Genomic DNA, 25,983 nt, shown 5'->3' on the forward strand with positions numbered 1-25,983 from the left:
GGCATGACGTCGAAGAGCTCGGCCGGCGGTGCGGCCGGTGGTGGCGCGGTCTACGGTCTCGGCTTCGTCGGCGCCGCGATCTACTACTTCTCCGCGGGGGACAACTTCTGGGACTTCGTCCTCGCGATCCCCAAGGCGATCGTGTGGCCGGCGATCGTCGTGTTCGAGCTGCTGAAGAGCTTCTACGGGTAGCGGGACGGGGCGGCCTACCCGCCCCCGGACGCCCGTGGGAGGATCGAACGTGGCCACCGTCCTGGATGGACCTCAGCCCGTCGCGGCGGCGCAGACGTCGGCGGACCTCCGCCTGTGGCGGACGGGTGCGATCGGTGCGCTCGTCCTGTGGCTGGCCTACGTGCTGGTGCCGGACGACTTCCTCGCGTTCCGGGTGCTCGTGCTCTACCCCGCCGGCAGCCTCGTCGCCGCGGCCGCGATCGTGGTCGGCGTGCGACGGTACCGACCGCGTGTGCCGGCCGCGTGGCTGCTGATCGCCTGCGGTCTGACGTCGTTCGCCGTCGCAGACTTCGTGTACGGCCTGCACGAGGTGGCGGGGAGCCAGCCCTTCCCGTCCCTCGCGGACGTGTTCTACCTGATCGCCTACCCGCTGTTCGCCATCGGTCTGCACGCTGCGAGCAACGCGCGCGTCCCGGAGGGTGATCGGGGCGCGCTCATCGACGCCGCCATCATCACGACGACCGCCGCGATGTTCGCCTTCCTGCTCATCGCCAGGCAGTACGTCGACGATCCGAGCATCTCGTTGCTGGCGACGATCGTGGCCAGCGCGTACCCGCTCGCCGACGTGCTGCTGCTCGCGCTCGCGCTCCGGTTCCTGCTGTCCGTGAACTGGCGGACGCCGTCGCTGCAGATCCTCGCGCTGGGACTGTCCCTCCTGCTGACCGGCGACCTGCTCTACAGCGTGACCAGCCTGTTCACCTCGCCGGGCGATGCCTCCACGGCCGACGCGCTCCTCCTCGCCGGGGTGCTGACCATGGGCCTGGCCGGGCTGCACCCGACGATGACGGAGCTGACCACGGAGCCCGCCGAGGTCAGGACGCCGGAGTACAGCGTGCCCCGGGTGGTGACCCTGTACCTGGTCAGCATGATCCCGGTGGCGGTCCTCGCGGTGCAGGCGATCCTCGGGGAGGCGCGGTACGCCTGGATCACGATCACCGCCCTGACCCTGATCGCGGCGCTGGTGGTGGCGCGCTTCATCGACCTCGCAGGCCAGACGCGCGCCGCGACGGCCCGAGGGGCGACCCTCGGCCGGTTCAGCTCGGCGATGCTGCGCGGCGGCGGACGTCAGGACCTTCTCGACGAGGCGTCCCGCGCCGCCGCCGAGCTGGTCCCCGAGGGCGACGCACGGGTCGTCGAGCAGGACCCGTCCGCGTTCGACGAGCGGCAGCTGTTCGTCGTGCCCGTCGAGGTCGGCGGGGTGGTGGTCGCCTCCGTGGTGGCCGACCGGGCGAGGACGACGTGGCGGGGGGTCCGCGACGCGCTCGGCAGCCTGGCCCGAGGGTTGGCCGTGGCCCTGGAGCGCGACCAGCTCCTCGAGGCGCAGAGGCAGGCCGCGGACAGCCTGGCCGTGCAGAACGCCCAGCTGCGGGAGCTGGACCGGATGAAGGACCAGCTCGTCAGCTCGGTCTCGCACGAGCTGCGCACGCCGCTGACCTCGCTCGGGGGGTACATCGAGATGCTGCTGGAGGGGGAGGCCGGCGAGCTGACCGCGGACCAGCGGCACTTCGCGGAGATCATCGACCGCAACTGCCGCCGGCTGAACCGGATGATCGACGACATCCTGTTCGTCGCGCGCGTCGACGCCGGGCGCCTGTCGCTGGAGCTCGGCTGGGTGGACGTGGCCGCGGTCGCCGAGGCGAGCGTCGAGACGGTCAGCGCGCGGGCGCAGCAGGGCGAGGTGACGGTCGACCTGACCGTCGCGGAACCCGTGCCGCAGGTCTGGGCGGACCCGGTCAGGCTCGGGCAGATGTTCGACAACCTGCTGTCCAACGCCGTCAAGTTCACCCCGCCCGGCGGGGTGGTGCGGGTCGAGGTGCGCGGGGCGGACGACGTCGTCCACGTGACCGTGGAGGACACCGGCATGGGCATCCCGCAGGACGAGGTCGACCACCTCTTCGAGCGGTTCTTCCGGACGTCCACGGTCGGTGCGGTCGCCGGCACCGGCCTGGGGCTGAGCATCGTGAAGTCGATCGTGGAGGTGCACGACGGGACGATCACCGTCAGCAGCACCGAGGGCGTCGGGACGGCGTTCCACGTCGAGCTCCCGGTCCGGGCGCTGTCCGCCCCCGGGTCCCCCCAGCTGACGAAGGAGCACGATGAGCGGTGACGGCAGCCCGACCCGGCAGCCCGTGATCCTGGCGGCCGACGACGACGAGGACATCCTCGAGATGGTCGCGTTCCGGCTGGAGCGCTCCGGGTACACGGTGGTGCGTGCGCACGACGGCGCACAGGCGCTGCAGGCCGCGCGGGAGACGCTCCCCGACCTGATCGTGCTCGACGTGATGATGCCGAAGCTGGACGGCTACGAGGTCACCCGGGCGCTGCGGGCCGACGAGGCGACCAGCCGGATCCCCGTCATCCTGCTGACCGCCCGGGTCCAGGACGCCGACGTGCAGAAGGGCTTCGACGCCGGGGCCGACGACTACGTGCGCAAGCCGTTCAGCCCGCAGGAGCTCCGGTCCCGGGTGCAGGCGATCCTCGGTCGCCGGTAGGGCGGTGCCCCGGTGACCCTGTTCGTCGTCATCGCGGTCCTGGCGGTGCTCGGTGCGGTCGCCGTGCTCGCGGCGCTGGAGCACCGCACGTGGCTCACCCGGCGGGAGGCGCGACGCCGCGAGACCGCGAACCGGTTGCGCCCCTCCGCGCTGGCGCTGATCGACGGTGAGGACCCGCAGGTCCCGACGCTGTCCGGTCCCGACACCCTGGTGTTCGCCGACCTGCTCGTGCACTACTCGCGCGGGCTGCGGGGCGAGGCCGACGACCGGATCTCGGGGTACTTCGAGTCGACGGGGGCGGTCGACCGCGAGCTCCGGCACCTGCACGGCGTCCGCGAGCGGTCCCGGGTGGAGGCCGCGTTCGGGCTCGGTGACCTGGGCTCGTCGCGAGCGGTGCCGGAGCTGGTGCGGGCCCTGGACGACCGCAGCGCCGACGTGCGCGCGGCGGCGACGCGCAGCCTCGGCCGGCTCGGTGCGACGACCGCCGTCCAGCAGGTGATCGCGGCGTCGGTCGCGCTCCGCGTGCCGCGGGCGGTCGCCGGTGCGGCCCTGCTGGAGATCGGTCCGCAGGCGGTGCCGTCGCTGCTGGAGCTCCTCGGGCACGAGGACCCGCACTTCCGGGCGGACGCCGCGGAGCTCATCGGTCTGCTCGGGGCCGCCAACGACGCCGACGCGCTGCCGAGCCGTCTGCGTGACGGGTCCCCGGAGGTCCGTGCCGCGACCGCAGCGGCGCTCGGCCGGCTCGGCAGCGGGACCGCGCGCGACGAGCTCGTCGCCACCCTGCAGGACCGCGTCCCGTACGTGCGGGCGTCCGCCGCGCGCGCCCTGGGCCAGATCGGCGGCCGGACCGCCACCGCGGCGCTGCTCGAGGTCGCCCGGCACGACGAGTTCGACCCCGCCTCCGAAGCGGCCCGGGCGCTCGCCCGGATCGACCCCGCGCTGGTGCTCCGGGCCGCCGAGGAGCCCGACTCCGGCCCGCACCTGCTCGAGGCCGCGGATCGGCTGCGGCTGTGAGCGGCGCCGAGACGGTCTTCGTCGTGTTCTCCGTGCTGTCGTTCGCGTACTTCGTCGTGCTCGACCTCCTCTACCTGACGCTGACGGCGCTCGCGTGGGTCGACCTGCGCAAGAAGCTGTGGCGGCGCAACTACCTGGGTCTCGACGAGGTGTTCGCCTCCCCGCTGACCCCCGGCATCTCGGTGCTCGTCCCCGCGTACAACGAGGAGGCCGGCATCGTCGAGAGCGTCCGGTCCCTGCTCGCGCTGCGCTACCCGCGGCACGAGGTCGTCGTCATCAACGACGGCTCGAAGGACGGCACCATCGACGCGCTCGTCGAGGCGTTCGACCTCGTGCCCGTGCGGCAGGCGATCCGGGAGGGCATCGCGACGGCCCGGATCCGCACCGCGTACGTCTCCCGCCCGCACCCCGACCTGCTCGTGCTGGACAAGGAGAACGCCGGTCGCTCGGACGCCCTCAACGCCGGCGTCAACGCCGCCCGCTACCCGTACGTGTGCATGATCGACGCCGACTCCCTGCTCGAGCAGGACGCCCTCCTGAAGATCGCCAAGCCGCTCCTGGACCAGCCCGGGTCCCTCGTCGCCGCGGGCGGCACGGTGCGCGTCGCGAACGGCTGCCGGATCGAGAACGGCCAGGTCCTCGACGTGCGTCTCGCCCGCAACCGCCTCGCCGTCGTCCAGACCCTCGAGTACATCCGCTCGTTCCTCGTCGCGCGCGTCGGCTGGGGACGCCTCAACGCCCTCGGGCTCATCAGCGGCGCCTTCGGGATCTACGACCGGGCCCTCCTGCAGACCGTCGGCGGACTGTGGGTCGACACCGTCGGCGAGGACCTCGAGCTGACCCTGCGCCTCCACCGCTACCTGCGCGAACGCGGCGAGCCCTACCGGATCGCCTTCGTCGACGACCCCGCCTGCTGGACCGAGGTCCCCGAGGACTTCGCCACCCTCGGCCGCCAGCGACGCCGCTGGCAGCGCGGCCTCTGGGAGTCCCTGCGCCGGCACCGCACCATGATCGGCAACCCGAGGTACGGGATCGTCGGCGTGCTCGTCCTCGTCTACTTCGCCGTGTTCGAGTTCCTCAGCCCGATCTTCGCGCTCCTCGGCCTCCTGCTGACAGCCGCCCTCTGGGCCGCCGGCGTCGTGTCCACCGGCTACTTCCTGTCCATGCTCGCCGTCTCCGTCGTGCTCGGCGTCGTCCTGTCCACCGCCGCCCTCGCCATCGAGGAGCTCAGCTTCGGGCGGTACAAGCGCCGGCGCGACGTCCTGCGACTCATGGCCTACACGGTCGTGGAGAGCATCGGTTACCACCAGGTCCACCTCACCTGGCGGCTGCTCGGGTACGTCGACATCGTCCGCGGCAAGACCGAGTGGGGCGAGCAGAAGCGCCGCGGCCTCGCCCGCCCGACGCCGACCGCCGCCCCGCGGCCGTAGGTGGAGCGGCGTCCCGACACCCGATGGGGCAGTCACCCCCAGGGTCGTGCGCTCCCCGCCAGCCTACCGCAGGCTCTTGCGCCACCCTGCCGCGACGGCCTCCTCCTCGGAGCAGAACCAGCGCTCGCCGAACTCCTCGCGGATGATCGTCTCGTCGTAGAACTCCTGACCCGGCACGTGGTAGATCAGCTCACCCGAGTCGATCGAGACGTTCCCCTTGACGACGCACTCCTGTGCGGGGGCGGCCGGCGGCGCAGCCGGTACCTCCTCGACGATGCCGGCGGGTGCGGACGGCTGCACGGGCTCCGGCAGGCAACCCGCCACGGTCAGCCCGACAGCGACGGCCACCAGAGCGAGACGGACACCGGGGAAGGACACCGTCGAAGCGTGACCGCGACGTGGCGAGGGTGTCTATCGCCCACATGGATGCATCTGACGCGGCGGCGCCGTGCTCACCCGGGCGGGACGTTCTGGTTGAGCCGGAAGGTGTTGTCGGGGTCCCAGATCGTCTTCAGCGCCTGGAGGCGCGCGTACGTGGCGTCGCCGTACGCCCGGTGGACTCCCGCGGCGCCCTCGACCCCGAGCGCGTTGACGTACACGCCCTTGCTCCAGGGCTCGATCGTCGCCGCGAGCCTCCGGCACGTCGCGGCGTGCGGTTCGTCTTCGGCGGGGTCCGCCCACTTGGCGCCGACGTCGTACTCGAACCGGGTGTCGCGGTGCGCGAACGCCGTCGCTCCCGGGTCCACGTCCGCGATCGCGCCCCCGTACTGGACGAGGCTCGCGGCACCGACGTCTGCCTCCGTGTGCGCGAGGAACGCCTCCAGCGCCGCATCGGGCAGCTCCCGGACGTAGTGGCTCTTGGCGTAGCGCCGGTAGCCGTACGCCGCCCCGACGTCCGACTGCCGCTGCAGGTCGAGGTAGCTGATCGGCGCGACACGACGTTCCAGGACGGCGCCGACGCCGTCGAGCTGCGCGACCAACGGGGCAGCGTCGTCGGGCGGTCCGACCCAGACGAACCCGAGAGTGAGCGGACCCCCGGCCCGCACCTCCGCGATGAGTGTCGCGCGCCGCGGCGCGTCGTCTGCCGCCGCCAGCCACGCCCGCAGCGGTTCGAGCCCGTGCGCCGGGTCGAGATCCACCTCCGCGACGAGCGCCTGCGTGCCGACGTCGTGCAACCTCAGGTCGAACCGCGTGACGACCCCGAAGTTGCCGCCGCCACCCCGCAACCCCCAGAACAGGTCGGGGTTCTCGTCGGCCGTCGCACGCACAAGGTCGCCGTCCGCCGTCACCACCTCGTACCCGAGCGCGTTGTCGCAGGTGAGCCCCACCTGCCGGCCCAACCAGCCGACACCCCCACCGAGCGCCAGCCCGCCGATGCCCGTGTGCGACACGATCCCCGCCGTCGTCCCCAGCCCGAACGGCTGCGTGGCCGCGTCCAACGACCCCAGCAGCGCCCCGCCCTGCACCTGGGCTGTGCGCTCATGGGGGTCGACGACGACGCCCCGCATCCGCGACAGGTCGATCATCAGCCCGCCGTCCGGCACCGCCCACCCCGCCGCACTGTGCCCGCCGCCCCGCACCCCGATCGGCAGACCGAGCTCGCGCGCGACGCGGACCGCGGCGCGCACGTCGTCGGTGCCCGCGCAGCGGACCACGTACTTCGGGCGACGGTCGACGGCGCCGTTCCACACGGCGCGCGCGGCGTCGTACTCGATCTCACCAGGGACGAGGACGTCGCCCTCGAAGGTGGCGGGCAGCGCTCCGGCCATCGGCATGGCACGACTCTGGCGGCTCTCGGGCGGCTCTGCCAAGGGTCTGCGGAGTGTCAGACCCCCGGTGCACGATGAAGCGCATGACTCTTACGTTCAGCGGCATCGTCATCGACAGCACCGACCCCGCCACCGTGGCGGACTTCTGGCAGCAGGCCCTCGGCTGGTCCGGCCGCGGGTCCGGAGAGCGCGGCGAAGTCATCATCGAGGCACAGGAGGGCGAGACCGTCTACGGCCCGCCCAGCATCGTGTTCCAGCCCGTCCCCGAGAAGCGGACCGTGAAGAACCGCGTGCACCTCGACTTCTTCTCCGCCGACCAGGAGGCCGACGTCGCGCGGCTCGAGGCGCTGGGAGCAACCCGCGTGGACGTGGGGCAAGGACCGTCGCGCTCGTTCGTCGTGCTGGCGGACGTCGAGGGGAACGAGTTCTGCGTCCTCAGCGAGGCGTGAACTGACCGGGTCGTGCCTTGTAGGCTGACCCGGCGTCCGGGGTTCTCTCGGGCGTGCACGGGTCGCTTGTGCGGCCCGCGCGCCTGTAGCTCAGGGGATAGAGCACCGCTCTCCTAAAGCGGGTGTCGGCAGTTCGAATCTGCCCAGGCGCACAGTGTGTTGTTGCAGTTCACAGCCTTGGTGGCTGCATCCGGTGAGTCCGCCGCGGTGCTTGCAGGGGCCTCGTGGTCAGCAAATGGTCAGCAGTCCCCAAAGACGGGCTCACACCACTATGAGCCGGTCGCCGATGCGGATCTGGTAGCTCTCGTAGCGGTCGCTGGAGTCGTAGGCGCGCAGCTGGGATCCGTCGGAGAACTCGAGCGTGAGGACGCCAGGCTCTAGAACGTCCGCGGAGACGACGTCGAGGCCCAGGCGGTCGGCGAGGGCCTGTGCGGCGTCCCTCGGACGCTCGAAGATTGTTGGTGCCCCGCCGGCCGACGTCATCGAGAAGTCGCCCTCGATGGAAATGCTGGCGCTGTTCGACAGATGGAGTTGCGCCTGATGCTCGCCAACCGCGATCTGCTCGATGGTGCGGCCCTTCAGGCCGCTGACGTCCGTACCAACCTCGAGTCCGTACACGCTCGGATTGTGTCAGCGCGCGAGGGGGTCTAGATCGACTGCGACGGACGTCTTTGGTCTGCGCCCCCCTGACCCGCGCCAGCCGGCACCGCCGGATGGGGCTGCTCCGGTCGGCGCGCGGTCGCCTGCTCGGATATGGATCGACATCCGTTGCCCAGTCACCAACGGTGCCACGTCCGAGTTGTTCGCCCCCTAGTCCGGAGAGTGTGCGGTGAAGTCGCCTGCGTACTCATCGGCGTCGATGGCAGCACCCATGGCGGCCAGGAGACCAACCTGATCGGGGTTGAGCCACCAGCCCATGGCTCGGTAGCCCCCGTCCTCGTCATCGAAGAAGCGCACCATCATCAGGCCTGCCCTGACGTCGCCGCGGTCCACTAGTGCTCGCACTTGTTGGGTGACGGGCGCGATTCGGTTGAGTACCGAGGTTGCCTGCTGGTCGATACGGCCATGGACGTCGCAGACGATCTCCCACCGGTGTTCGGGCGGAACAGTCCGAGGAGACGTGCGAGTGGCACCCATGACGGCGGTCCGATCCGGCGAAATACCGAGGACGTCGGCGATGTCCGCGGCGCTGACGACTTCGCTCGCGATCCAGAAGTAGCAGTACTGCCTCACTTTCCAGGGGACATCAACCATGCGGACGACGATATGGGCTACTGCCTGGTCAACCGCGCCACTTCAGCCGCCCGGTGACCGGTCCCCGGCACCTGGCTCCGGGAACATCGGCATCCGCTCCATCGCCACCCACCGCGCTTCGGAGAACAGGTGGCCGTAGAGGTCCATCGTCATCGTCGCGGTGGCGTGGCCGAGGATCATCTGGACCGCCTTCGGGGGTCGTCGATCACTACTCTGAGCCCGTGACGCGGGCCCACTACGACGCGTGGAAGAGCGGACGCCGACCGGCGGAGCCGAGCGATGAGCCGGCCCAGGAGGTCTACAAGCGCGTGCTTCGCGACGAGGTCGCCCCGGCGCTTCGTACTGTCGGCTTGCGAGGATCGTCAGGCAAGTTCGCCGTGCCGTCGACGACTCACTGGGCGCAACTCGCGTTCCAGAAGTCGTACTGGAGTGATCGCGACTCGGTCTCCTTCACGGTCAACGTCTCGGTGATCCGGCGTGACGCGTGGGCGAGCGTCGTTGCCCGCGACCCGTGGATGGGCAAGGAGCCGAGCCCGACGACCCACATCGGCCCGCCTGCAGCGCAGAACCGAATCGGATTTCTGCGGAACGAGGGAGTCGACCACTGGTGGGAGCTGACCACGGGCCAGCCCGTTGAGCCGATTCTTGACGAGGTCATGCGGGACCTCTTCTGCCTCGCACTGCCGTGGCTCGATGCAAGGGCATCCGCCTCTGGCCTTCTGTGACGCTGCGACTTCTGGGCTCGTCTTCTCGCCCTCGTTCAGGTGGGCGAAGCGCGAGATCTATGTGGTCGGACTCCGTAACATCGAGACATGCCCACGGGACCGAAGCACCTGCGTTGGTACGACACCCTGATCAACGGCGTGGAGCAGCGGAACGAGGAAGTCTGTCGATGCATGATTGGTGACGACCATGACGACAGCCAGACGCTGAGCGAATCGGACGCCAAGGACATCTGGTTGTCGAGCGGAATGGATGAGGACTACGACTTCCGCTAGGCACCCTTCCGAAGTGCCGACCTTCGACCCGACGCCGGGAGAAATGATGGCCACCGACAGTTGCCCGAACTGTGGCGAGCCCACCGCAACCGAATACGCCGAGCGTCACGACTCGGCGTTCTGCTCCCCCATTACGTCTCCTGATTGCTGGGATTGGAAGAACGCGACCGTCATCGACGGATGACTTAGGTCGGATCGACACCCCCGCGGCTGCCTCCGACTCCAGGAGTCACTTGGCGGTGGCGTCGCCCGTCGCGTTGCCGGGCTCCGGGAACATCGGCATTCGCTCCATCGCGACCCAGGGCGCCTCTGAGAACAAGTGGCCGTAGAGGTCCATCGTCATCGTCGCTGTGGCGTGGCCGAGGATCATCTGGACCGCTTTCACGTCGGCGCCGGCGGCGATGAGAAGCGAGGCAGCAGTGTGGCGGAGGTCGTGGATCGTCGTGCCGGCCAGGCCGACCGACTGAGTGGTCTCGGTGCAGCGCGACCGGACCCGGAAGTTCGTGTTGGTCCAGATCGCGCCGGTCGGGCTTGGGAAGAGGTACGAGCCGGACGGCGCGCTGTCGATCCGGTCTCGGACGTAGGTCTCGAGCGTCGGCGGGACCGGCACGGTCCGGGTCTGGTGTGTCTTCGTCGGGCCGAAGATCGCCCCGCTGGTCCGCTTCGACTGTGGGGCGGCGCGGTGGATTCGCACTCCGAAGCCGTGCGGCGTCTGGACGACGTCGTCGACCCGCAGCGCGCACATCTCCGAGAACCGGCAGCCGGCCAGGCCGAGGAAGAGCACGACCGGTCGGCAGTTCGGCGGCATCGCGTCGGCGAGCTTGCCCAGCTGTCCCGCGCGCAGCCAGTGCGGCTCGCGTTTGGTGGTGCCCTTGGGGAGCGGGATCGAGCGGGCGACGTTGACCGAGATGCGCCGGTCGCGGACGGCGTAGTCGAGCACCAGTCGGATGACGGACAGGACGCGCCGCCGGGTGGCCGTGGCCAGCCCGCGGACCGTCATTGACGTGAGCACACGCTCGACGTCCGTCGCGGAGATAACGGCGATCGGGAAGCGTCCGAGCAGGGGGATGACGTAGGAGTCGAGCAGGAACTGCGTCGTCTCCTGGCTCCGGACCGCGAGGTGCTGTCGCGAGCCCTGCCACTCCTCGGCGAGCGTCCCGAACGACACCCGACCGCGGGTCGGGTCGATCCAGGTGCCGCGCTGGAGCTTGACCAGCTGGTCTGCTTCCCAGCGCCGGGCATCGGTCTTCCGCTGGAACGACTTCTCGGCGATGACCCGGTGCTCGAAGAAGACCTTCGCGCGCCAGGTCACCGTGCCCGAGGGCAGTGTCCGTCGCGTGACGGACATCAGCGGCGGCGCGGCTGCGCGGGCTCCCGATCGACCCACGAGGCCGGGATGAGGATGACGGTGCCGAGCCGGCGGCAGGGGATCTGCTCGGTCTCGGCGAGGTGGTGGGGCGTCCGCACCGGCCACCCGAGCACGGCGAGCGCGGATGCGCGGCGCCGCTAGCCTTCGACCATGCGCGGACACAAGTACGGGATCCGCAGGGCGTCTTCATGACGCTGGAGTTTCCCGACTGGCGTGAGGACGTACTCGCGGCGCTGGAGTGCCTGGCAGCGGAGCCTCCCCGCCTGTCGGGCAGTGACGTAGACCCGCGCTGGCCAGATGTCACGAACGCGATCCACTGGCTGATTGATGACACCTGGTGGGATGCCAAGGACCCGAGCGAGTCGATCGGCCGGACTCTGTACGACGAGCGTGAGGCGTTGGCCGTAAGTCGCGTGGTCGAGGCAGTGCTCGCCGTCGCTGGTCGCCTGCAACCGGAGGATGTGGATCGCTTGTGGTTCGGTGACGCCAATTGGCCGCTGGTTCGCGCTAGAGCCGGCGAAGCGCTGGACGTGCTCCGGACCGCCGACCGCACGTAGTCGCCACAGATTCGAGCGCGCGCATTGCCTCGCCAGCTGACGTTGAGGCCAGGACGTCGGTGGAGCGCCCGGACCCGACCCAACCGTCCGACGTCGGCACCCGAAGTTCGGCGACCTCGCCGGGTGCGTAGCGACGCCGTTCGCTCCGCCACTGGCTCGAACTTGCGGATGCGGAAGACGTCTCTGGTGGCCGCCTTCGAGTGGGGACGTCGAAGGACGGCACCGGTGGCTGACCGCCGGACGACCTGACTTGGGGCGCATCACTGTGAGCATCGATCCTCGCGCGGACTTCTTGGAGGTCTACGACCCGGCCGGGATCTTGCGCGAGGTACAGGTGAGACGTCAGCGGCGCTCGGCCGAGTCCGGGATCAGGGCGCTCGCCGCGGTCAGCGCCCCGAGCACCAGACCCGTGCGGGTGTGCGCCAACCGCACCCCCGCGGCGGCGCGCGCCTCACCGCGGCGGAACACCCACCGCTCGAACGCGACCGTGACGGCCACCGAGCCGGCGAGCGCCACCACGACGACGACGCCGCGCACGACCATGCGCGCGGCCGCTGAGGGCGCGGGGCCGCCCCCGACGTCGTCGAGCACGCTCTGAGCGAGGTTCTCAGTTGCGACGGGGATGCCGTCGAGGGCCGTGCCGTCGAAGTTCGTGGCCTCGCCGGCCGTGCGGCGCCGCCGTGCCTCGTGCAGCTCCGTCCATGCCTGGCGCGCGTCCGGCACGGCGACCGCCGCACCGGCGGCGAGGCAGGCGGCCTTGAGCCATCGTCGCGTGGCGCGGGTGCTGGTCACGTCCGGCACGGCGTAGTACGCGGCCGTCGTCAGGCCGGTCAGCAGGGCGGTGGTCGTGCGAGCACGGGCAGTCGTCACAGATGGCCTCCAGGTCGTCCGGCGGCCATGCTAACTAGGCCGTCGGGCAGGGGTATCGGCCCCGAGGATGACCGGCCGTCGTTCGCGCTAGGCCGGCGGGTGGTGACTCCACCTCCGAGGCGATCGAGTAGTCCGCTCGCAAGTTGCTGCGTCAGCGGGGCGGGATGAGATCGCGAAGCTGGGCACTGGTCGCGTCGGCCGGCTCGCCGTCGACGAAGCGCTGGACGTGGACGTCGAAACTCATGGGCCGGAGCGTCCCACCGGCACGTTCACCCAACAAGCGTCGAACTGTCGATCGGCGACTTCTCGGCTGCCGTCATGCGAGCCGCTGCGTCTGATGAGTCTCGTCGTACACGCTCGCTGTCGTGGTCACCGGCGACGCGACGCGGCTAGGCCAGGTCCACGCCAGCCGAAGGATCGCGGCGAGCAGGACCAGTTCCAGCACGACGGCGCCCCAGTAGTAGAACGTCCAGGTCTCGCCTACCGCGTTGAACATCGCGAAGGGGATCTGGATCGATGCCACGACGAGATTCGCGATCCGGCTCGCGCGGGCTGGCAGCGTGGCGGAAAGCACCACCATCAGGATCGGGATGGCCATGAGCACGAGGAAGCCGGTCAAGAGCGCCTGCGTGATGTCGAACTCGAAGACGACGCCGACCAGGATGTCGTCGATCTTGCCCGGCACGAAGAAGCCGATGATGTCGACGTAGGCGTACAGGAACATGAGGCTCGTCCACGCCGCGACGAGCTTGGCTCGCACCGGCAGCCGCGACTCGTCCAGGGCGGTGGTGTGGTCTTCACGGTTTCTCATCGTGTGCTCCGTTGTTCGTGGTGAAGTGTTGTTCCGCCACGATCGCCGACCGCCGTGCTGGGCACACCGGCCGTGCAGCCCGACCTGCATTGGCCGGTCGCTCAGGGGCCATCTTGTGCTTTCGGCTGATTCGCCGCAGATGGCGCGATCCCTAGGCTGACCGGATGGTCACGACCGTCCTGCGCACCCTGTGGGCCGAGCCTCGACCGGTGAACCCTCCCGCACGGAACCTCCGGGACTGGGTGCTCGTCGCCGTGCTGGCCGTCTGGTCCGTGGCCGAAGCGGTCCTTCGCGATGACGTGATCTGGCGGCCGATCGTGCTCGTCGCGGTGCTCCTGGCTCTTGCCCCCCTGCTCTGGCGACGCACTCACCCGCTCGGCGCCGTCGTCGCCTCGTTCGGCCTGCTGACGGTGTTCGACAGTGTGCGGATCGTCGCGGGGGAGGGCGCCGTCCTGTTGATGAGCGTCGGCGGGGTGCTGGTCCTGGCCTACTCCCTGTTCCGCTGGGGGGCCGGTCGTGAGGCTGTGCTCGGCTTCGGTCTCATCGCCGCCTGGCTGGCCGTGAGCCTCGTGGCGGACCCGACGAGCCTGGTCGATGCGGTGGGCGCGTACGCCTTCTTCTTGTTCGCCGCGGCGCTCGGTGCTGCGATCCGGTATCACGCGGTCACCCGCATGCGCGACATCGACGAAGCCAAGGCCCGCGTACGCGAGCAGCTTGCTCGCGAGCTTCACGACACGGTCGCCCACCACGTCTCCGGCATCGCCATCCAGGCGCAGGCGGGACGTGCGGTGGCGGCCTCGAACCCGGGGCGTGCCGTCGAGGCGCTGGCCACCATCGAGGACGCCGCCACCCGGACGCTCGTCGAGATGCGCACCATGGTCGGCGTGCTGCGCGCCTCGCAGGATGCGGAGCTCGCGCCGCAGCCCGGGGTGGCCGACCTCGAGCAGCTCGCCAGCGGTTCCGAGTCGCGTCCTCGGGTCCAGGTGATGCTCTCCGGCGAGCTCCAGGACCTCAGCCCGGCCGTCGGCGCAGCGATCTACCGGCTGGCCCAGGAGTCGATCACGAACGCTCGTCGGCACGCGCGCCACGCGACGAGGGTCACCGTGGCCGTGGTCGGTGACGCCGAGGGGGTTCGTCTGACCGTCGACGACGACGGTGCGCCCAGCCCGGCCGGCAGCAGCACGGAAGGGTTCGGCCTCGTGGGGATGAAGGAACGAACCACCCTGCTCGGCGGCGCGTTCGAAGCCGGGCCGGCCGCCGGCCGCGGCTGGAGGGTCCGAGCGACGCTTCCCCGGACCGGGACCGCACGATGAGCATCCGGGTGCTGATCGCCGACGACCAGCACATCGTCCGCTCCGGTCTGACGATGCTGCTCGACGCCCAACCCGACATCGAGGTGGTCGGTGCAGCCGCCGACGGCCGCGAGGCCGTGCGCCTGGCGCTGCAGCTCCGCCCGGACGTCGGCCTGTTCGACATCCGGATGCCGCTGATGAACGGCATCGAAGCCACCCGTCAGCTGGCCGGACCCGACGTCGACGACCCTCTGCCGATCGTGGTGATCACGACCTTCGACCTCGACGAGTACGTCTATGGGGCGCTCAAGGCCGGTGCCCGCGGGTTCCTGCTCAAGGACGCCGGACCCGCGCTGCTCACCCAGGCGATCCGCGCCGCGGCTGACGGGGACGCGCTCATCGCACCGAGCGTGACCGTCCGCCTCCTGGCAGCGTTCGCACACTCAGAGCCAGGACCTGTACGGCAGCCCCTGGAACCCCTGACGGCCCGCGAGGAGGAGGTTCTCGTTCCGGTGGCGCTGGGGCGCACCAACGACGAGATCGCCGGCGAGCTGTACATCAGCATCAGCACCGTCAAGGCCCACCTCGCCAGCCTCATGAGGAAGCTCGGCGTCCGCAATCGCGTGGAGCTCGCCATGTGGGCCTATGAGGCACGCCCTAGCCAGTACCGCGTCGGGGGAGCCGCGACCCGTGATGCTTCGCTCCGGCGATCGTCAGGCGACCCGCCGGCGTGACAGTCACCCGTCGGCGCCGTCCAACGCTGCCAGTCCCGCGCGGAGAACGGCGACGATGCGGTCGGTGTCATAGACGCACCCGGCCCACGTCCCCCCGCTCACCTCCTGGAGCGCGGCCCACAGGCGCGTGTCGGCGGGGAGCTGGGGATGCGGCGCGAGGTCCGGGTGCGGCGAGCGCTGCGCCAGGAGCCGGGCGCCCTCGGTCGGCGTCAACCGCCCCGACCCGTCGCCCACGAGGTCGATCGTCCCCTCCAGGTTCGCCACGTCGATCCGGATCTCCACCAGATCGCCGTCGCGCACCCTCCCGATCGGCCCGCCCGCCAGGGCCTCGGGGCCCACGTGACCGACGCACGCGCCGGTCGAGACGCCCGAGAACCGGGCATCGGTGATCAGGGAGATCTCCTTGCCGTAGCTCAGGTACCTCAGCGCGGACGTGACCTGGAAGGTCTCCTCCATCCCCGTGCCCGTCGGGCCGATGCCCATCATCACCATCACGTCGCCCGGACTCACCGCTCGCTCCTTGATGGCGGCCACCGCGGCTGCTTCGGACGTGAACACCCGCGCCGGCCCGACGTGGTGGAAGACGCCGTCCCGGATCCGGCTGGGGTCGATCGCCGTGGACTTCACGACGGAGCCGTCCGGCGCGAGGTTCCCGACGGGGAAGGTCGCCGTGGGTGTGAGCCCCCTCTCGCGCGCCCTCGCGGGGGACATGATCACGTCGTCGGCCTCGACCCCCTGCTGGTCCAGGAGCACCTGCTTCATCCGCACCCGTCGCTCGGAGGACTCCCACCAGTCAAGGACCGTGCCCAGCGTCTCTCCTGTCGCCGTCAGCACGTCGAGGTGCAGCAGGCCGAGGTCGCGCAGGTGAAGCATCACCTCCGGCGTGCCGCCGGCCAGGAACATCCGGACGGTGGGGTGGTGCACAGGCCCGTTCGGCAGCACGCTCACGATCCGCGGCACCGCCTTGTTGACCCGCACCCAGTCGTCCAGAGTCGGACGCCGCAGCCCGGCGGCGTGCGCGATCGCGGGGATGTGCATCAGCAGGTTCAGCGAGCCGCCGATGGCGGCGTGCACGGCCATCGCGTTCTCGACCGCCTGCTCCGTCAGCACGTCCCTCGTCGTGATCCCGAGCTCCCGTTGCCGGAGGACGGCGTGCGCCGACTGCCGTGCCACCTGCGCCCACACCGGTTCTCCCGAGGGCGCCAGCGCCGAGTGCGGCAGCGCCAGGCCCAGTGCCTCGGCGACCACCTGGCTCGTCGCCGCCGTCCCCAGGAAGTGACAGCCCCCGCCCGGGGACGCGCAGGCCCGGCACCCCAGCTCGGCGGCGTCCTCGAGCGAGAGCTCGTCGTTGGCGTACCGCACACCGAGGGTCTGCACCCGCGCGAGGTCCTCACCCTGCGCCGGCGGGAGGGTGACGCCGCCGGGTACCAGCACCGTCGGCAGGTCGTGCTGCGACGCGAGCGCCATCATCGTCGCGGGCAGGCCCTTGTCGCAGGTGGCGACACCCATGACGGCCGACCGTGTCGGGAGTGACCGGATCAGGCGTCGCATCACGATGGCGGCGTCGTTCCGGTAGGGCAGCGAGTCGAACATCCCTGTGGTGCCCTGCGAGCGCCCGTCGCACTGGTCGCTGACGTAGGTCGCGAAAGGAAGCCCACCGGCATCGGCGATCGTCTCCGCGGCGGCGCGCACCTGGTCGCTGAGCTCGAAATGTCCCGAGTGCAGGCCCAGCGCGATCGGGCGGCCGTCCTCGGACCGCATGCCGCCCGCCGTCGAGACGATCATCACCTGCGGCCCCAGCATGTTGGCGCGCGGCCACCCCATGCCGGCGTTCTGGGTCATCCCGAAGACGTCGCCGCTCGGGGAGTCCCGCAGCAGCGCAGGCGTCAGCGGCAGGCGCCCCTCCGGCCCGGGAGCCTGCGTGCGGACGGCGTAGATGGCGTCGTTCGGCTCGAGCAGCGACTGCCAGGTCACCGCGCCACCCCGGCTCATCGCGGCATCGCCTCGACGGCGGCGATCAGCCCGGCGACCGCGGCCGCCTGCTCGGTCGTGGCGGGCAGGTGCGGGAACGTCGAGTGGCGCTGCATCGCGACACCTCGCTGCACCATGCCCTCCTTGAGGAGCGGGAAGAACGGGACCCCGATCGTGTACAGCTCCATGAGCCGGTCGACGCGGCGCTGCTGCACAGAGATCGCCGCCGCGTCCCCGCCGTCGACCGCGCGCGCGTACGCCGCGCAGACCTCCGGGTACAGGTTGGCGAGCCCGCCGATCGCCCCGGCCCCGCCCGAGGTCACCACGTGGTGCAGGTTCTCGTCGAAGCCCGCGAGCACGCGGAAGTCGGGGAACTCGGGGAGCAGCTCGGTGAGGAGCGCCCGGGTGTGGCCGACCTCGAGCACCGTGTCCTTGTAGCCGACGATGTTCGGGTGCCGACGCAGCAGGTTCCGCGTCACCGAGGGGCTGAGGTCGTACCCGGTCCGCGCCGGGAAGTTGTAGAGGTACACGTCGCCGTCGACCTGCCCGGCGACCTCGGAGAAGTACGCCTCGACGCTGGCATCGCTCAGGGCGAAGTAGTACGGGCTGATGACGATGACGGCGTGCGCGCCCGCGTGCAGGGCATACCGGCTCAGCTCGACCGTCTCGTCGGCCCGCAGGCACGCCGTGCCCACGATCAGCTCCCCGCGCGCCGGGACGTGCTCGACGGCGAGGTCGATCAGCTCGCGCTTCTGGTCGGGTCGCATCGCGTAGAACTCGCCCGTGCTGCCCATGAGGACGATCCCGTCGACCCCGCCACCGAGGATGTGGTCCCACACCGCGACGTTGCCGTCCCGGTCGAGCTCGCCGTCGGCGTCGAACGCCGTCACGGCCGGGGCGTAGAACCTGGCCCCTGTGCTCACGGTGCTCACCAGACCCGGACGCGCGTCGTGCCGTCGCCGAGGCGGGCGAGCGGCCCCGGCGGGTAGGAGCGGCCGGGCTCCTTGTGCTCGCCGACGAGGTCCACGACGCAGAGCAGCGGCGACCCGTCGGGGTTCTCGTACCCGGTGCCGGCGATCCGCACCCGGCCCAGATCGGCGCCCATCGTCACGACGGTCGACGGCACCGTGAGCGCGCTGGGCAGGCGGAGCTCGAGGTGCACCTCGTCGCCCTCCTCCACCACCCGCACGACGGCGTCGTGCGCCACGGTGAGCGGGCCGTCCTCGTGCGCGGCCGGCCGGGCCCCGTCGGCGTATGCGTTCGAGCGCACGTACGCGGGCTGGTGCTCCAGGTGGAACCGGGCGTGGTCGCCCGCCCCGGAGTAGGCGCCCACCCGCTCCCGGTACTCCTCCCAGGAGGCCGGGAAGCCGTCGTAGGCGTGCGTCCCGAACGACTCCGGGTCGAACTCCTCGAGCACCAGCGGTGCGTCCGGCCCGAACACGCCGCGGTGCGCTCCGACGAACAGGTTGCCGACGTACCGGTCGTCGCCGGCGTAGACGAACGCGTACCCCGCGAGCTGCGTCGAGTGCGGTACGTGGTACGGCGTGGCGCGGTCGAGCACCGGCTGCATGCGCAGCGCGCCCAGCACGAGGTTGTTGACGAACGCGTTGCCCTGGCTGAACAGCTCGATCGCGACGGGGGAGGCGAGCACGTTGTGGTCGACCGTCGCCGGCCCGTGGCTCACCTCGATGAACAGGTCGCGGATGTTGCGGTACATCAGGTTGCGGCTGATCCGCGTGCCCTGCACCTGCCAGTCCAGCCAGATGCCCAGCGTCGTGTCGTGGATGCGGTTGTGGGTGATCGTGACGTCGAGCGGGGCGTGCAGCTTGATTCCGCCGATCTCGTAGCCGTAGAACTCGTGCTTCGTCCCGATGTGGTGGATGTGGTTGTCCTCGATGGTCGAGAACACGCAACCCAGGTGGCCGACGACGCCGTTCTGCCCGCAGTCACGGATCTCGTTGCGGCGCACGACGTGCGAGCCCACCCGCTCGCGTTCCCAGCCCTGGTGGGCGGCCGTGAAGACCGCCTCGATCTGGTACTGGTACCCCGGCTTGTCGCCCCGCTCGAGGGCGAAGTTGTCACCGCTCGCCGCGTTCTTGCCGAGGGACACGCCCGCGCACTTCGAGTCCCGGATCAGGTTGTCCTCGATGACCCAGCCCTTGGCCCAGTTCGGCCCGATCAGCCCGAGCTGGTCGCCCGTCGGCGGTGCCCAGGGCGTCGCGGCCTGCGCGAGCTCGAAGCCGCGCACGGTGATGAAGTCGAGGTTCGTCCGGGTGGGGTAGAAGACGGCCGGGCGCACGTTGATCTCGACCAGCGCGGAGCTCGGGTCCACGCCCTGGAAGTTCGCCCATATCGTCGTGACGTCGTCGCCCACCTCGGCGTACCAGACGAGGAGGGTCCCGTCGGGGTCGACCAGCTCGGTGTCGAGCGCCGTCCAGGGGTAGCGGACGTGGGTGCGGCGCTCGGGTGCATCGACGGCGGCGCGCTCGTGCACCTCGTGGAACGAGCGACCGTCCAGGTAGACGTCACCGCGGTGCGCGAGGACGCCGCCCGGGCCGGGGTGCAGCCAGTCGCCGACGACGGGCTCGGCGAACGGGTTGTCGTCGCCGAAGAGGGTGCAGGGCACCTCGGCCCGCCACACGGTCCCCCCCTCGTGCACCCACTCGGCGACGACCTCGGCACCGGTGATGACCACGTGCTCGCCGGGTGCCGCCTCGAAGGTGATGCGGCAGTCGTCGCCGGTGCCGCCGCGCACGGGCCGGACCCACTCGCGGTACGTGCCCTCGTGCACCTGCACGGTGTCACCGGGCATCGCCGCACGCGCGGCTCGGTTGATCGTCCGGAAGGGGGCGACGGGCGTGCCGTCCGCCCGGTCGGAGCCGGTCACGGCGACATGGAACGTGGTCACGAGAGTCCTTCCGTCACGCTCGGCCGAGGGGCAGCATCGAGCACCGTCTCACCCTCCACCGGGAGCTGCCGTTCCGCGCGGGGGCGAGGCGATCCCCCGATGGTGCGCCGGAGGATGGGCGCGACGGCGGCGTCGGGCACGGGCGGGACCTCCTGGGATCGCGGAGACGTCGGGTGCCCAGGTCGGGCCAAGGAGCTACTTGATCGCGCCGAGGGCGAGGCCCCCCTGCCAGTACCGCTGCAGGGCCAGGAACGCCACGACGAGCGGGATGATGGACAGGAACGCTCCGGTGACGACGAGGTTCCACAGGGTCTCGCCGCCGGCGCCGCCGCTGGACAGCGCCTGCCACTGCGCGAGGCCGACGGTGATCGGGAGCAGCTCCGGGCTGCGGACCATCGTCAGGGCCAGGAAGTAGTTGTTCCAGGTGGCCACGACGGTCAGCAGCAGCACCGTGACGATGGCGGGCCGGAGCAGGGGCAGAGCCACCTGGAAGAACAGCCGGAGCTCCCCGGCGCCGTCGACCCGGGCGGCGTCGAGCATCTCGTCCGGCACCACGTCCTGGGTGTACACGCGGACGAGGTAGACCCCGAGCGGGCTCAGGAGCGACGGCAGGATCACGGCCCAGCGGGTGTTGACGAGGTCCATCTCGGCGAGGAGCACGAACGTCGGGATGACGAGCGCCGTCAGCGGCACCATGACGCTGCCCAGGAGCAGAGCGAAGGCGGCGTTGCGCCCCCGGAAGCGGTACTTGGCGAACCCGTAGCCGGCGAAGAGCGCGAGGATGGTGGCGCCCACACCGGCCGCCAGGGCGTAGAAGAACGAGTTGCCGAGCCAGGTGAAGTAGATGCCGCCCTGGTAGGTCCAGAGCTGCTGCACGTTGTCGACGAAGGCGAAGTCGTCGGCGAACCACAGCGGGCTGCTGCTGCTGGCGAAGAGGCCGGAGTTCGACTTTGTCGAGCCCACCACCAGCCACCACAGCGGGGTGATGAAGTACAGGACGAGCGCGAGGAGGAACAGGTGGGACCCGAGGCGCGACCCCCGAGGCCCCCGCGCGTCGTGGTCGGGGCCGTCCGCACCCCGGCCGGGTCGTCGGGGACGACGCACGGTCTGCTCGGACGGCGGTGCCCCGGCTGCGCCACCGGTCGTCTGGAGGCTCATGAGTTCAGTCCGCTCCGCTTGCGGGTGAGGAACAGGAACAGGTACGAGAACGCGAAGACGATGACGCCGAGGGCGAAGGAGATCGTCGCCGCGTAGTTGAACTGCTGGTACGAGAACGCCAGCCCGTGCGCGTACATGTTCGGCGTGTAGTGCACGGGGATCGAGCCGGCGGCGACGTTGCGCAGGATCGAGGGCTCCGTGAAGAACTGGAGCGTGCCGATCAGGGAGAAGACCACCACCATCACGAGTGCGGCGGAGATCATCGGCACCTTGATCCGCAGCGCGATCTGGCGGCCGCTCGCGCCGTCGATGCGCGCCGCCTCGTACAGCGACGGGTCGATCCCGCGCAGGGCGGCATAGAGGATGATCATGTAGTAGCCGGACCACTGCCAGGTCACGATGTTCACGAGGCTGCCGAACACGGTGCCCGGGGCGAGGAAGTCCGGTGCCGTGGCACCGACGAGACCGAACAGGTCGGTGGCCGGACCGAACCGCGGGCTGTACAGGAAGCCCCACATCAGCGCGCCGATCATCGCCGGCACCGCGTACGGCACGAAGATCATCAACCGGGAGAACCGCGACAGCCGGGTGGTCAGGGTGTCCAGGACGAGCGCCGCGAGGAGCGCGACGCCCAGCTGGATCGGCACCATGACCACGACGAACAGGCAGACCCGGCCGAGGCCCTGGAGGAACAGCGGGTCGGTGAACGCCCGCTGGTAGTTGGCCAGCCCGGTGAACGACTCGCCGGCGGCCAGCGTGCTGGTGCGCAGGCTCATCCAGAACGCGTACGCCAGCGGCGCCACGAGCAGGACGAGGAACACCACCGCGAACGGGGCCAGGAAGACCCATCCCCACCACTGCCGGTTCCGCTCGATGCGGCCGGGGCGTGGCTTCACCGGTGCGCGGACGGCGCGGCGCTCGCCCGCCCTGGTCGTCGTCGTCACCATGTCAGTCCGCCTCCTCGAGGACGTTGCCCGGACCGGACGGCGCACGTCCGGTCCGCGCGATCGGTCTCACTCGACGACGGTGAAGCCCTGCGACTCCGCGTAGGAGGTGACGCTCTGCTGCATCGCCTCCATCGCACCCGCGGCGTCCGTGCTGCCCTCGACCAGGGCGGTGAGCTGCTCGGTGCCCTGGTCGTAGACGTAGGTCAGGAACGGCGGCGTGGTGAAGCCTTCGTAGCCGGCGGCCGACTCGAGGAACACGTCCTTGTTGATCTGCTGGCCGCCGAAGAACGGGTACTCCAGGTTCGCGAAGTCGTCCGACTCCAGGACAGGGCGCCACAGCGGGAACAGGGCGGCCTGCTCGATGCCGATCTGCCACGCCTCCTCGGTGCCGAAGATCTCCATGGCGACCCGGGCCGCGAGCTCAGGGTTGTCGGCTTGCTCGGACACCGCGAACGTGGAGCCGCCGATGTTCACCTGACGCGGCTCCTGGCCCTCCCACTGGGGGAGCGGCACGGCGCGCCAGACGGCGTCCGCGTCGGCGTCGGACAACCCTGCCAGGTAGCCCGGGCCCCACGCCGCGGCCACGTACGAGGCGTAGGTCCCGTCGACGAGACTCGCGTTGTAGTCGGCGGTGAAGGCCTCGTCGGTGGCGAGGAGGTCGCGGTCGACCAGGTCCTCCCAGAACGACAGCACCTCGACGGCCTCGGGGGTCGCCATGTCGATCCCGATCTCGGTGCTGCCCGAGTCGTACTCGAACGGGGCCCAGCCCCGCTGGGCCGCCATCGCCTGGAAGAACGCCCACCAGTTGGGCGGGAAGTTCGCGATGTACCCGTCGTACCCGGCGGTCTTGAGCTGCTCGGCGGCGGCGGCGAACTGCTCCCACGTGGTCGGCACCGCGACGCCGTACTCGTCGAAGATGTCCTGGCGCACCAGGAAGCCCATGGGCCCGCCGTCGACCGGGATCGCGTAGACGGCGTCGCCCTCGGTGACGTCCGACCACGCACCCTCGGTGTACTCGTCGGCGAGGTCGGCGGCACCCAGGGGTGCGAGGTCGACGAGCGCGTCGCGGATCGTGTACTGCCCGAGGAACTCCGCCTCGATCATCATGACGTCCGGTGCCCCGGAGCCCGCCTCGAGCGCGGTGCTGAACGCCTGGTAGGCGTCGCCGCCCTGGCCGGCGTTGGTCCAGCACACCTGGACGTCGTCGTTGTTCTCGTTGAACAGGTCGACCGCCTGTTCCATGGCCGGGTACCAGGCCCAGACGGTCACCACGGGGGCGTCCTCGACCTTGATGGTGTTGGTGCAGGATGCGGCCGAGCTGTTCCCGCCGTCGTCGTCACCGCCGGTGCACGCGGCGAGCACCATGGCTGCTCCGAGTGTGAAGGCGACTCCGGCTGCACGCCGTCGGGACTTCTGCGTCGTCCGCATGCGAATCCTCCTCGATCCGGGTTGCCGCCGAGTCTTCATCGATGAAGAGGCCCAGGTCAAGACATGGGCCGACATCGGTCCGGGCGTCGTCGTGCGGGGTGACCGCGGAGAAGGGTGATCAGGCGCGCGCGCCCCGGGCCGCCAGCTCCTCGGCGCCGGTGGAGCCGCCTGGCACGAGCCGGAACTCCGGAGCGACCCGGCACGGGTCCCCCGCGACCCCCCGTTGGCGCTCGTCGATCAGGCGTACGGCATCGCGAGGGATCTGGGCGCGTCCCGGGTCGATCGTCGTGAGGGTCGGGTTCGAGTAGCGGCCCTCGTCGATGGCATCGAACCCGATGACGGCGACGTCGTCGGGGATTCGTCGGCCCCGGGCCTGGAGCTCGTGCATCGCCCCCAGCGCCAGCGAGTCGTTGAACGCGAAGACCGCGTCGAAGTCGACCCCGTCGTCGACGAGGCGACCGATCGTCCGGGCACCGGTCGCGTGGTCCCACGAGCGCTTGGTGGGGACCGCGAGGGCGGGGTCGACGGCGATGCCGGCCTCCTCGACCGCCGCCTGGTACCCGGCGAACCGCAGGGGCGCCGAGCCGACGTCCTGGTCCGGGTTCGGCCCCATCGCGACGATCCTGCGTCGTCCCTGCGCCAGGAGGTGCTCCGTCGCGGCCTTCGCCGCGGCGGTGTTCTGCATCGTGACGTGGTCCAGGTTGGGGTGGAAGATGCGCTCTCCGAGCAGGACGATCGGGTAGGGGACGTCGAGCAGCGCCTCGTCGCCGGGCCCGAGGGCAAGAGGGCTGTAGATCAGGCCGTCGGTGAGGTCGCGCCGGGAGCCGGTGAGCACATCGAGCTCCAGGTCCCTGCGACCACCGTGCTGCTCGATGATCACGGTGAGCCCGCGGGCCTCCGCGGCATGGATGACCTCGCTCGCGAGCTCGGCGAAGTAGGGCACCCGCAGCTCCGGCAGGGCGAGCGCGATGGTGCCTCGGCGGCCGGTGCGCAGGCTGCGGGCGGAGGTGTTCATCCGGTACCCCAGCTCGGCGATGGCCTCGAGCACGCGGTCGCGGGTGGCGGGCCGGATGTACGGGTAGCCGTTGATCACGTTCGAGACCGTCTTCGCCGAGACGCCGGCGCGGCGCCCGACATCCCGCATGGTGACTGCCACGGCTCGACCCCCCTTCGCGGGCAGGGTACCTGCACCCGATCGGTTCACCGAGCCTCACGTGATCCCTCCCGGACGAGGGCGGGGTGATGTTCACCGAGCTGAGGGTGGCCAGCCGTGGTGCGCACGGGCAGTGGGAGAGGTCGCCCGACCGCGACCTCACCGTCGCCGTGCGTCGAGCCTCGCCGCCCCGCGTGGCCCTCGGGGCCATGCGTGCGCGACAGTCAGCGTCGGCGGGCCGTCAGCGTGAACGTCGCCGGGAGGCGTTCGGGCCGGTCGCGCAGGCGGTACTCGTCGATGTCCTCGTCGAGGACCATCAGACCGGGCAGCGCGTCCCACGGGACGCTGTCGTGCTCGGTCAGCGACGTCAGCTCGAGGCCGGCGTCGAGCACCGCGGTGACGATCTCGCCGAGCCCGTGGTTCCACTCCATCGACCGCGGTTGCGCGACCTTGTCCGCTCCGCCATAGGTGTACTCGTCGCTCCAGACCAGCGGTTCGGCCTGCTCGAAGTAGGGGAGCTCGAGGGCGGGTGTGACGCCGGACGGGCCGGTGATCCACGGCTGCTGCTCGCGGTCGACGTGCTCGGCGCCGACCGTCATCGCGAGCGTCGAGAGCAGGACCGGGTGTCCGTCGCGGATGAACAGCCGGCCACCCGGACGCAGGAGGTCCGCGACCGTCTGCGCCCAGCGGCGGATGCTCGGCAGCCAGCAGATGGCGCCGATGCCGGTGTAGACGAGGTCGAAACGCCGGCCGTCGAGCGCGTCCGGTGCTGCGTAGACGTCGGACTGGACGTAGTCGATGGTCGCTCCGGCGCGGGTGGCCAGGCTGCGGGCCACGTCGAGGGAGGCGCCGGACAGGTCGACGCCGGTCATGCGCGCGCCCAGGCGGGCGAGGCTCAGGGTGTCGGTGCCGAGGTGGCACTGCAGGTGGACGCCGTCGAGGCCGGCGATGTCGCCGAGGCGGGGGCGGTCGAACTCGACGACGGCCGACAGGCGGTGCGGGTCGGCGAGGAGCTCGTCGATGCCGTAGCCCTGGGCGTGGACCGCGGCGCGGCTGTCCCAGTTGGTGCGGTTGAGGTCCAGGTACTCGTCGGCGGGCATCTGCCGGACGGTAGCAGTGCGGTCGTCGCTCACCAGCGGCACGGACGC

At 70.8% G+C, this 25,983-nt stretch carries 28 protein-coding genes and 1 tRNA gene; 13 read left to right on the forward strand and 16 right to left on the reverse strand.

From position 1 onward, the window contains the following. The first annotated feature begins 3 nt into the window (after positions 1-3). From CTE05_RS09345 to CTE05_RS09365, 5 genes are read left to right on the forward strand one after another with little or no spacing between them, the layout of a single operon-like run. Positions 4-192: a hypothetical protein gene (locus tag CTE05_RS09345; protein ID WP_146845859.1), complete on the forward strand. Its 189-nt coding sequence runs from the start codon at positions 4-6 to the stop codon at positions 190-192. Positions 193-241: 49 nt separating this feature from the next. After that, positions 242-2,338 (forward strand): sensor histidine kinase, encoded by a 2,097-nt coding sequence (locus tag CTE05_RS09350; RefSeq protein ID WP_146845860.1) that lies wholly within the window; start codon positions 242-244, stop codon positions 2,336-2,338. Then, positions 2,328-2,723, forward strand: a complete 396-nt coding sequence (locus CTE05_RS09355) for a response regulator transcription factor (protein WP_146845861.1) — start codon at positions 2,328-2,330, stop codon at positions 2,721-2,723. Before CTE05_RS09350 ends, CTE05_RS09355 begins: the two co-directional genes overlap by 11 nt. 12 nt (positions 2,724-2,735) lie before the next feature. Next, complete coding sequence (locus tag CTE05_RS09360; protein ID WP_146845862.1) at positions 2,736-3,737, forward strand: HEAT repeat domain-containing protein; 1,002 nt, start codon at positions 2,736-2,738, stop codon at positions 3,735-3,737. Next, positions 3,734-5,167 (forward strand): glycosyltransferase family 2 protein, encoded by a 1,434-nt coding sequence (locus CTE05_RS09365; protein WP_146845863.1) that lies wholly within the window; start codon positions 3,734-3,736, stop codon positions 5,165-5,167. The genes CTE05_RS09360 and CTE05_RS09365 overlap by 4 nt, the downstream gene beginning before the upstream one ends. A 63-nt stretch (positions 5,168-5,230) precedes the next feature. On the opposite strand, the gene CTE05_RS09370 is transcribed toward CTE05_RS09365, so the two are convergent. Next, positions 5,231-5,545: a sunset domain-containing protein gene (locus tag CTE05_RS09370; RefSeq protein WP_146845864.1), complete on the reverse strand. Its 315-nt coding sequence runs from the start codon at positions 5,543-5,545 to the stop codon at positions 5,231-5,233. 74 nt (positions 5,546-5,619) lie between these two features. After that, complete coding sequence (locus CTE05_RS09375) at positions 5,620-6,942, reverse strand: FAD-binding oxidoreductase (RefSeq protein WP_146845865.1); 1,323 nt, start codon at positions 6,940-6,942, stop codon at positions 5,620-5,622. Between the two features lie 77 nt (positions 6,943-7,019). Here CTE05_RS09375 and CTE05_RS09380 point away from each other — a divergent pair, with 77 nt between their 5' ends. Continuing rightward, positions 7,020-7,385, forward strand: coding sequence for a VOC family protein (locus CTE05_RS09380; RefSeq protein ID WP_146845866.1), 366 nt, complete (start codon positions 7,020-7,022; stop codon positions 7,383-7,385). Between the two features lie 79 nt (positions 7,386-7,464). Beyond that, positions 7,465-7,537 (forward strand) — tRNA-Arg (locus tag CTE05_RS09385). A gap of 109 nt (positions 7,538-7,646) precedes the next feature. Here CTE05_RS09385 and CTE05_RS09390 read toward each other — a convergent pair. The 3 genes from CTE05_RS09390 to CTE05_RS20240 all read right to left on the reverse strand — a co-directional run bounded on the left by CTE05_RS09390 (position 7,647) and on the right by CTE05_RS20240 (position 8,819). Then, positions 7,647-8,003 (reverse strand): DUF6188 family protein, encoded by a 357-nt coding sequence (locus CTE05_RS09390; protein WP_146845867.1) that lies wholly within the window; start codon positions 8,001-8,003, stop codon positions 7,647-7,649. 192 nt (positions 8,004-8,195) lie between these two features. Then, positions 8,196-8,639, reverse strand: coding sequence for a DUF4279 domain-containing protein (locus tag CTE05_RS09395; protein ID WP_146845868.1), 444 nt, complete (start codon positions 8,637-8,639; stop codon positions 8,196-8,198). Positions 8,640-8,681: 42 nt separating this feature from the next. Beyond that, positions 8,682-8,819: a hypothetical protein gene (locus CTE05_RS20240; protein ID WP_186814812.1), complete on the reverse strand. Its 138-nt coding sequence runs from the start codon at positions 8,817-8,819 to the stop codon at positions 8,682-8,684. A gap of 41 nt (positions 8,820-8,860) precedes the next feature. On the opposite strand from CTE05_RS20240, the gene CTE05_RS09400 reads away from it, so the two are divergent. From CTE05_RS09400 to CTE05_RS20245, 3 genes are all read left to right on the forward strand, one after another. After that, complete coding sequence (locus CTE05_RS09400; protein ID WP_186814813.1) at positions 8,861-9,364, forward strand: DUF4304 domain-containing protein; 504 nt, start codon at positions 8,861-8,863, stop codon at positions 9,362-9,364. Between the two features lie 87 nt (positions 9,365-9,451). After that, positions 9,452-9,637 (forward strand): hypothetical protein, encoded by a 186-nt coding sequence (locus tag CTE05_RS09405; RefSeq protein WP_146845870.1) that lies wholly within the window; start codon positions 9,452-9,454, stop codon positions 9,635-9,637. 13 nt (positions 9,638-9,650) lie between these two features. Further along, the gene (locus CTE05_RS20245; protein ID WP_186814814.1) at positions 9,651-9,821 is read left to right on the forward strand and encodes a hypothetical protein; all 171 of its coding nucleotides are present in this window, start codon (positions 9,651-9,653) and stop codon (positions 9,819-9,821) included. Positions 9,822-9,866: 45 nt separating this feature from the next. Here the strand turns inward: CTE05_RS20245 and CTE05_RS09410 are convergent, their stop codons facing one another. Beyond that, entirely contained in the window at positions 9,867-10,949 is a 1,083-nt protein-coding gene (locus CTE05_RS09410) for a tyrosine-type recombinase/integrase (RefSeq protein ID WP_246123458.1), read from the reverse strand. 245 nt (positions 10,950-11,194) lie between these two features. Here CTE05_RS09410 and CTE05_RS09420 point away from each other — a divergent pair, with 245 nt between their 5' ends. Continuing rightward, positions 11,195-11,563, forward strand: a complete 369-nt coding sequence (locus tag CTE05_RS09420) for an SCO4402 family protein (RefSeq protein ID WP_146845872.1) — start codon at positions 11,195-11,197, stop codon at positions 11,561-11,563. Between the two features lie 342 nt (positions 11,564-11,905). Here CTE05_RS09420 and CTE05_RS20250 read toward each other — a convergent pair whose 3' ends face one another. Both CTE05_RS20250 and CTE05_RS09430 read right to left on the reverse strand, forming a co-directional pair. Further along, the gene (locus CTE05_RS20250) at positions 11,906-12,433 is read right to left on the reverse strand and encodes a hypothetical protein (protein ID WP_186814815.1); all 528 of its coding nucleotides are present in this window, start codon (positions 12,431-12,433) and stop codon (positions 11,906-11,908) included. A 316-nt stretch (positions 12,434-12,749) separates the two neighbouring features. Then, entirely contained in the window at positions 12,750-13,334 is a 585-nt protein-coding gene (locus tag CTE05_RS09430) for a DUF6326 family protein (RefSeq protein ID WP_246123459.1), read from the reverse strand. A 74-nt stretch (positions 13,335-13,408) separates the two neighbouring features. On the opposite strand from CTE05_RS09430, the gene CTE05_RS09435 reads away from it, so the two are divergent. Continuing rightward, a complete protein-coding gene (locus tag CTE05_RS09435) occupies positions 13,409-14,557 on the forward strand; it encodes a sensor histidine kinase (RefSeq protein WP_146845873.1) in 1,149 nt (382 codons plus the stop codon). After that, on the forward strand, positions 14,554-15,270 hold the full coding sequence (locus tag CTE05_RS09440) for a response regulator (protein ID WP_146845874.1): 717 nt from the start codon (positions 14,554-14,556) through the stop codon (positions 15,268-15,270). The genes CTE05_RS09435 and CTE05_RS09440 overlap by 4 nt, the downstream gene beginning before the upstream one ends. A 3-nt stretch (positions 15,271-15,273) precedes the next feature. On the opposite strand, the gene CTE05_RS09445 is transcribed toward CTE05_RS09440, so the two are convergent. The 8 genes from CTE05_RS09445 to CTE05_RS09480 all read right to left on the reverse strand — a co-directional run bounded on the left by CTE05_RS09445 (position 15,274) and on the right by CTE05_RS09480 (position 25,935). Continuing rightward, positions 15,274-17,244 (reverse strand): YjhG/YagF family D-xylonate dehydratase, encoded by a 1,971-nt coding sequence (locus CTE05_RS09445; protein WP_146845875.1) that lies wholly within the window; start codon positions 17,242-17,244, stop codon positions 15,274-15,276. A gap of 14 nt (positions 17,245-17,258) precedes the next feature. Next, positions 17,259-18,164, reverse strand: a complete 906-nt coding sequence (locus CTE05_RS09450) for a dihydrodipicolinate synthase family protein (protein WP_146845876.1) — start codon at positions 18,162-18,164, stop codon at positions 17,259-17,261. Positions 18,165-18,169: 5 nt separating this feature from the next. Continuing rightward, entirely contained in the window at positions 18,170-20,149 is a 1,980-nt protein-coding gene (locus tag CTE05_RS09455; RefSeq protein WP_146845877.1) for a right-handed parallel beta-helix repeat-containing protein, read from the reverse strand. Positions 20,150-20,344: 195 nt separating this feature from the next. Beyond that, a complete protein-coding gene (locus CTE05_RS09460) occupies positions 20,345-21,307 on the reverse strand; it encodes a carbohydrate ABC transporter permease (RefSeq protein WP_146845878.1) in 963 nt (320 codons plus the stop codon). Continuing rightward, positions 21,304-22,254 (reverse strand): carbohydrate ABC transporter permease, encoded by a 951-nt coding sequence (locus tag CTE05_RS09465; protein WP_146845879.1) that lies wholly within the window; start codon positions 22,252-22,254, stop codon positions 21,304-21,306. Before CTE05_RS09465 ends, CTE05_RS09460 begins: the two co-directional genes overlap by 4 nt. A gap of 66 nt (positions 22,255-22,320) precedes the next feature. After that, on the reverse strand, positions 22,321-23,682 hold the full coding sequence (locus tag CTE05_RS09470) for an ABC transporter substrate-binding protein (RefSeq protein ID WP_246123461.1): 1,362 nt from the start codon (positions 23,680-23,682) through the stop codon (positions 22,321-22,323). 118 nt (positions 23,683-23,800) lie between these two features. After that, the gene (locus CTE05_RS09475) at positions 23,801-24,838 is read right to left on the reverse strand and encodes a LacI family DNA-binding transcriptional regulator (protein ID WP_246123463.1); all 1,038 of its coding nucleotides are present in this window, start codon (positions 24,836-24,838) and stop codon (positions 23,801-23,803) included. Between the two features lie 221 nt (positions 24,839-25,059). Continuing rightward, on the reverse strand, positions 25,060-25,935 hold the full coding sequence (locus CTE05_RS09480; RefSeq protein ID WP_146845881.1) for a class I SAM-dependent methyltransferase: 876 nt from the start codon (positions 25,933-25,935) through the stop codon (positions 25,060-25,062). Positions 25,936-25,983 lie beyond the last annotated feature (48 nt).

The organism is Cellulomonas terrae (genome assembly GCF_007990265.1).
In the GTDB taxonomy this organism is placed as follows: Bacteria; Actinomycetota; Actinomycetes; order Actinomycetales; family Cellulomonadaceae; genus Cellulomonas; species Cellulomonas terrae.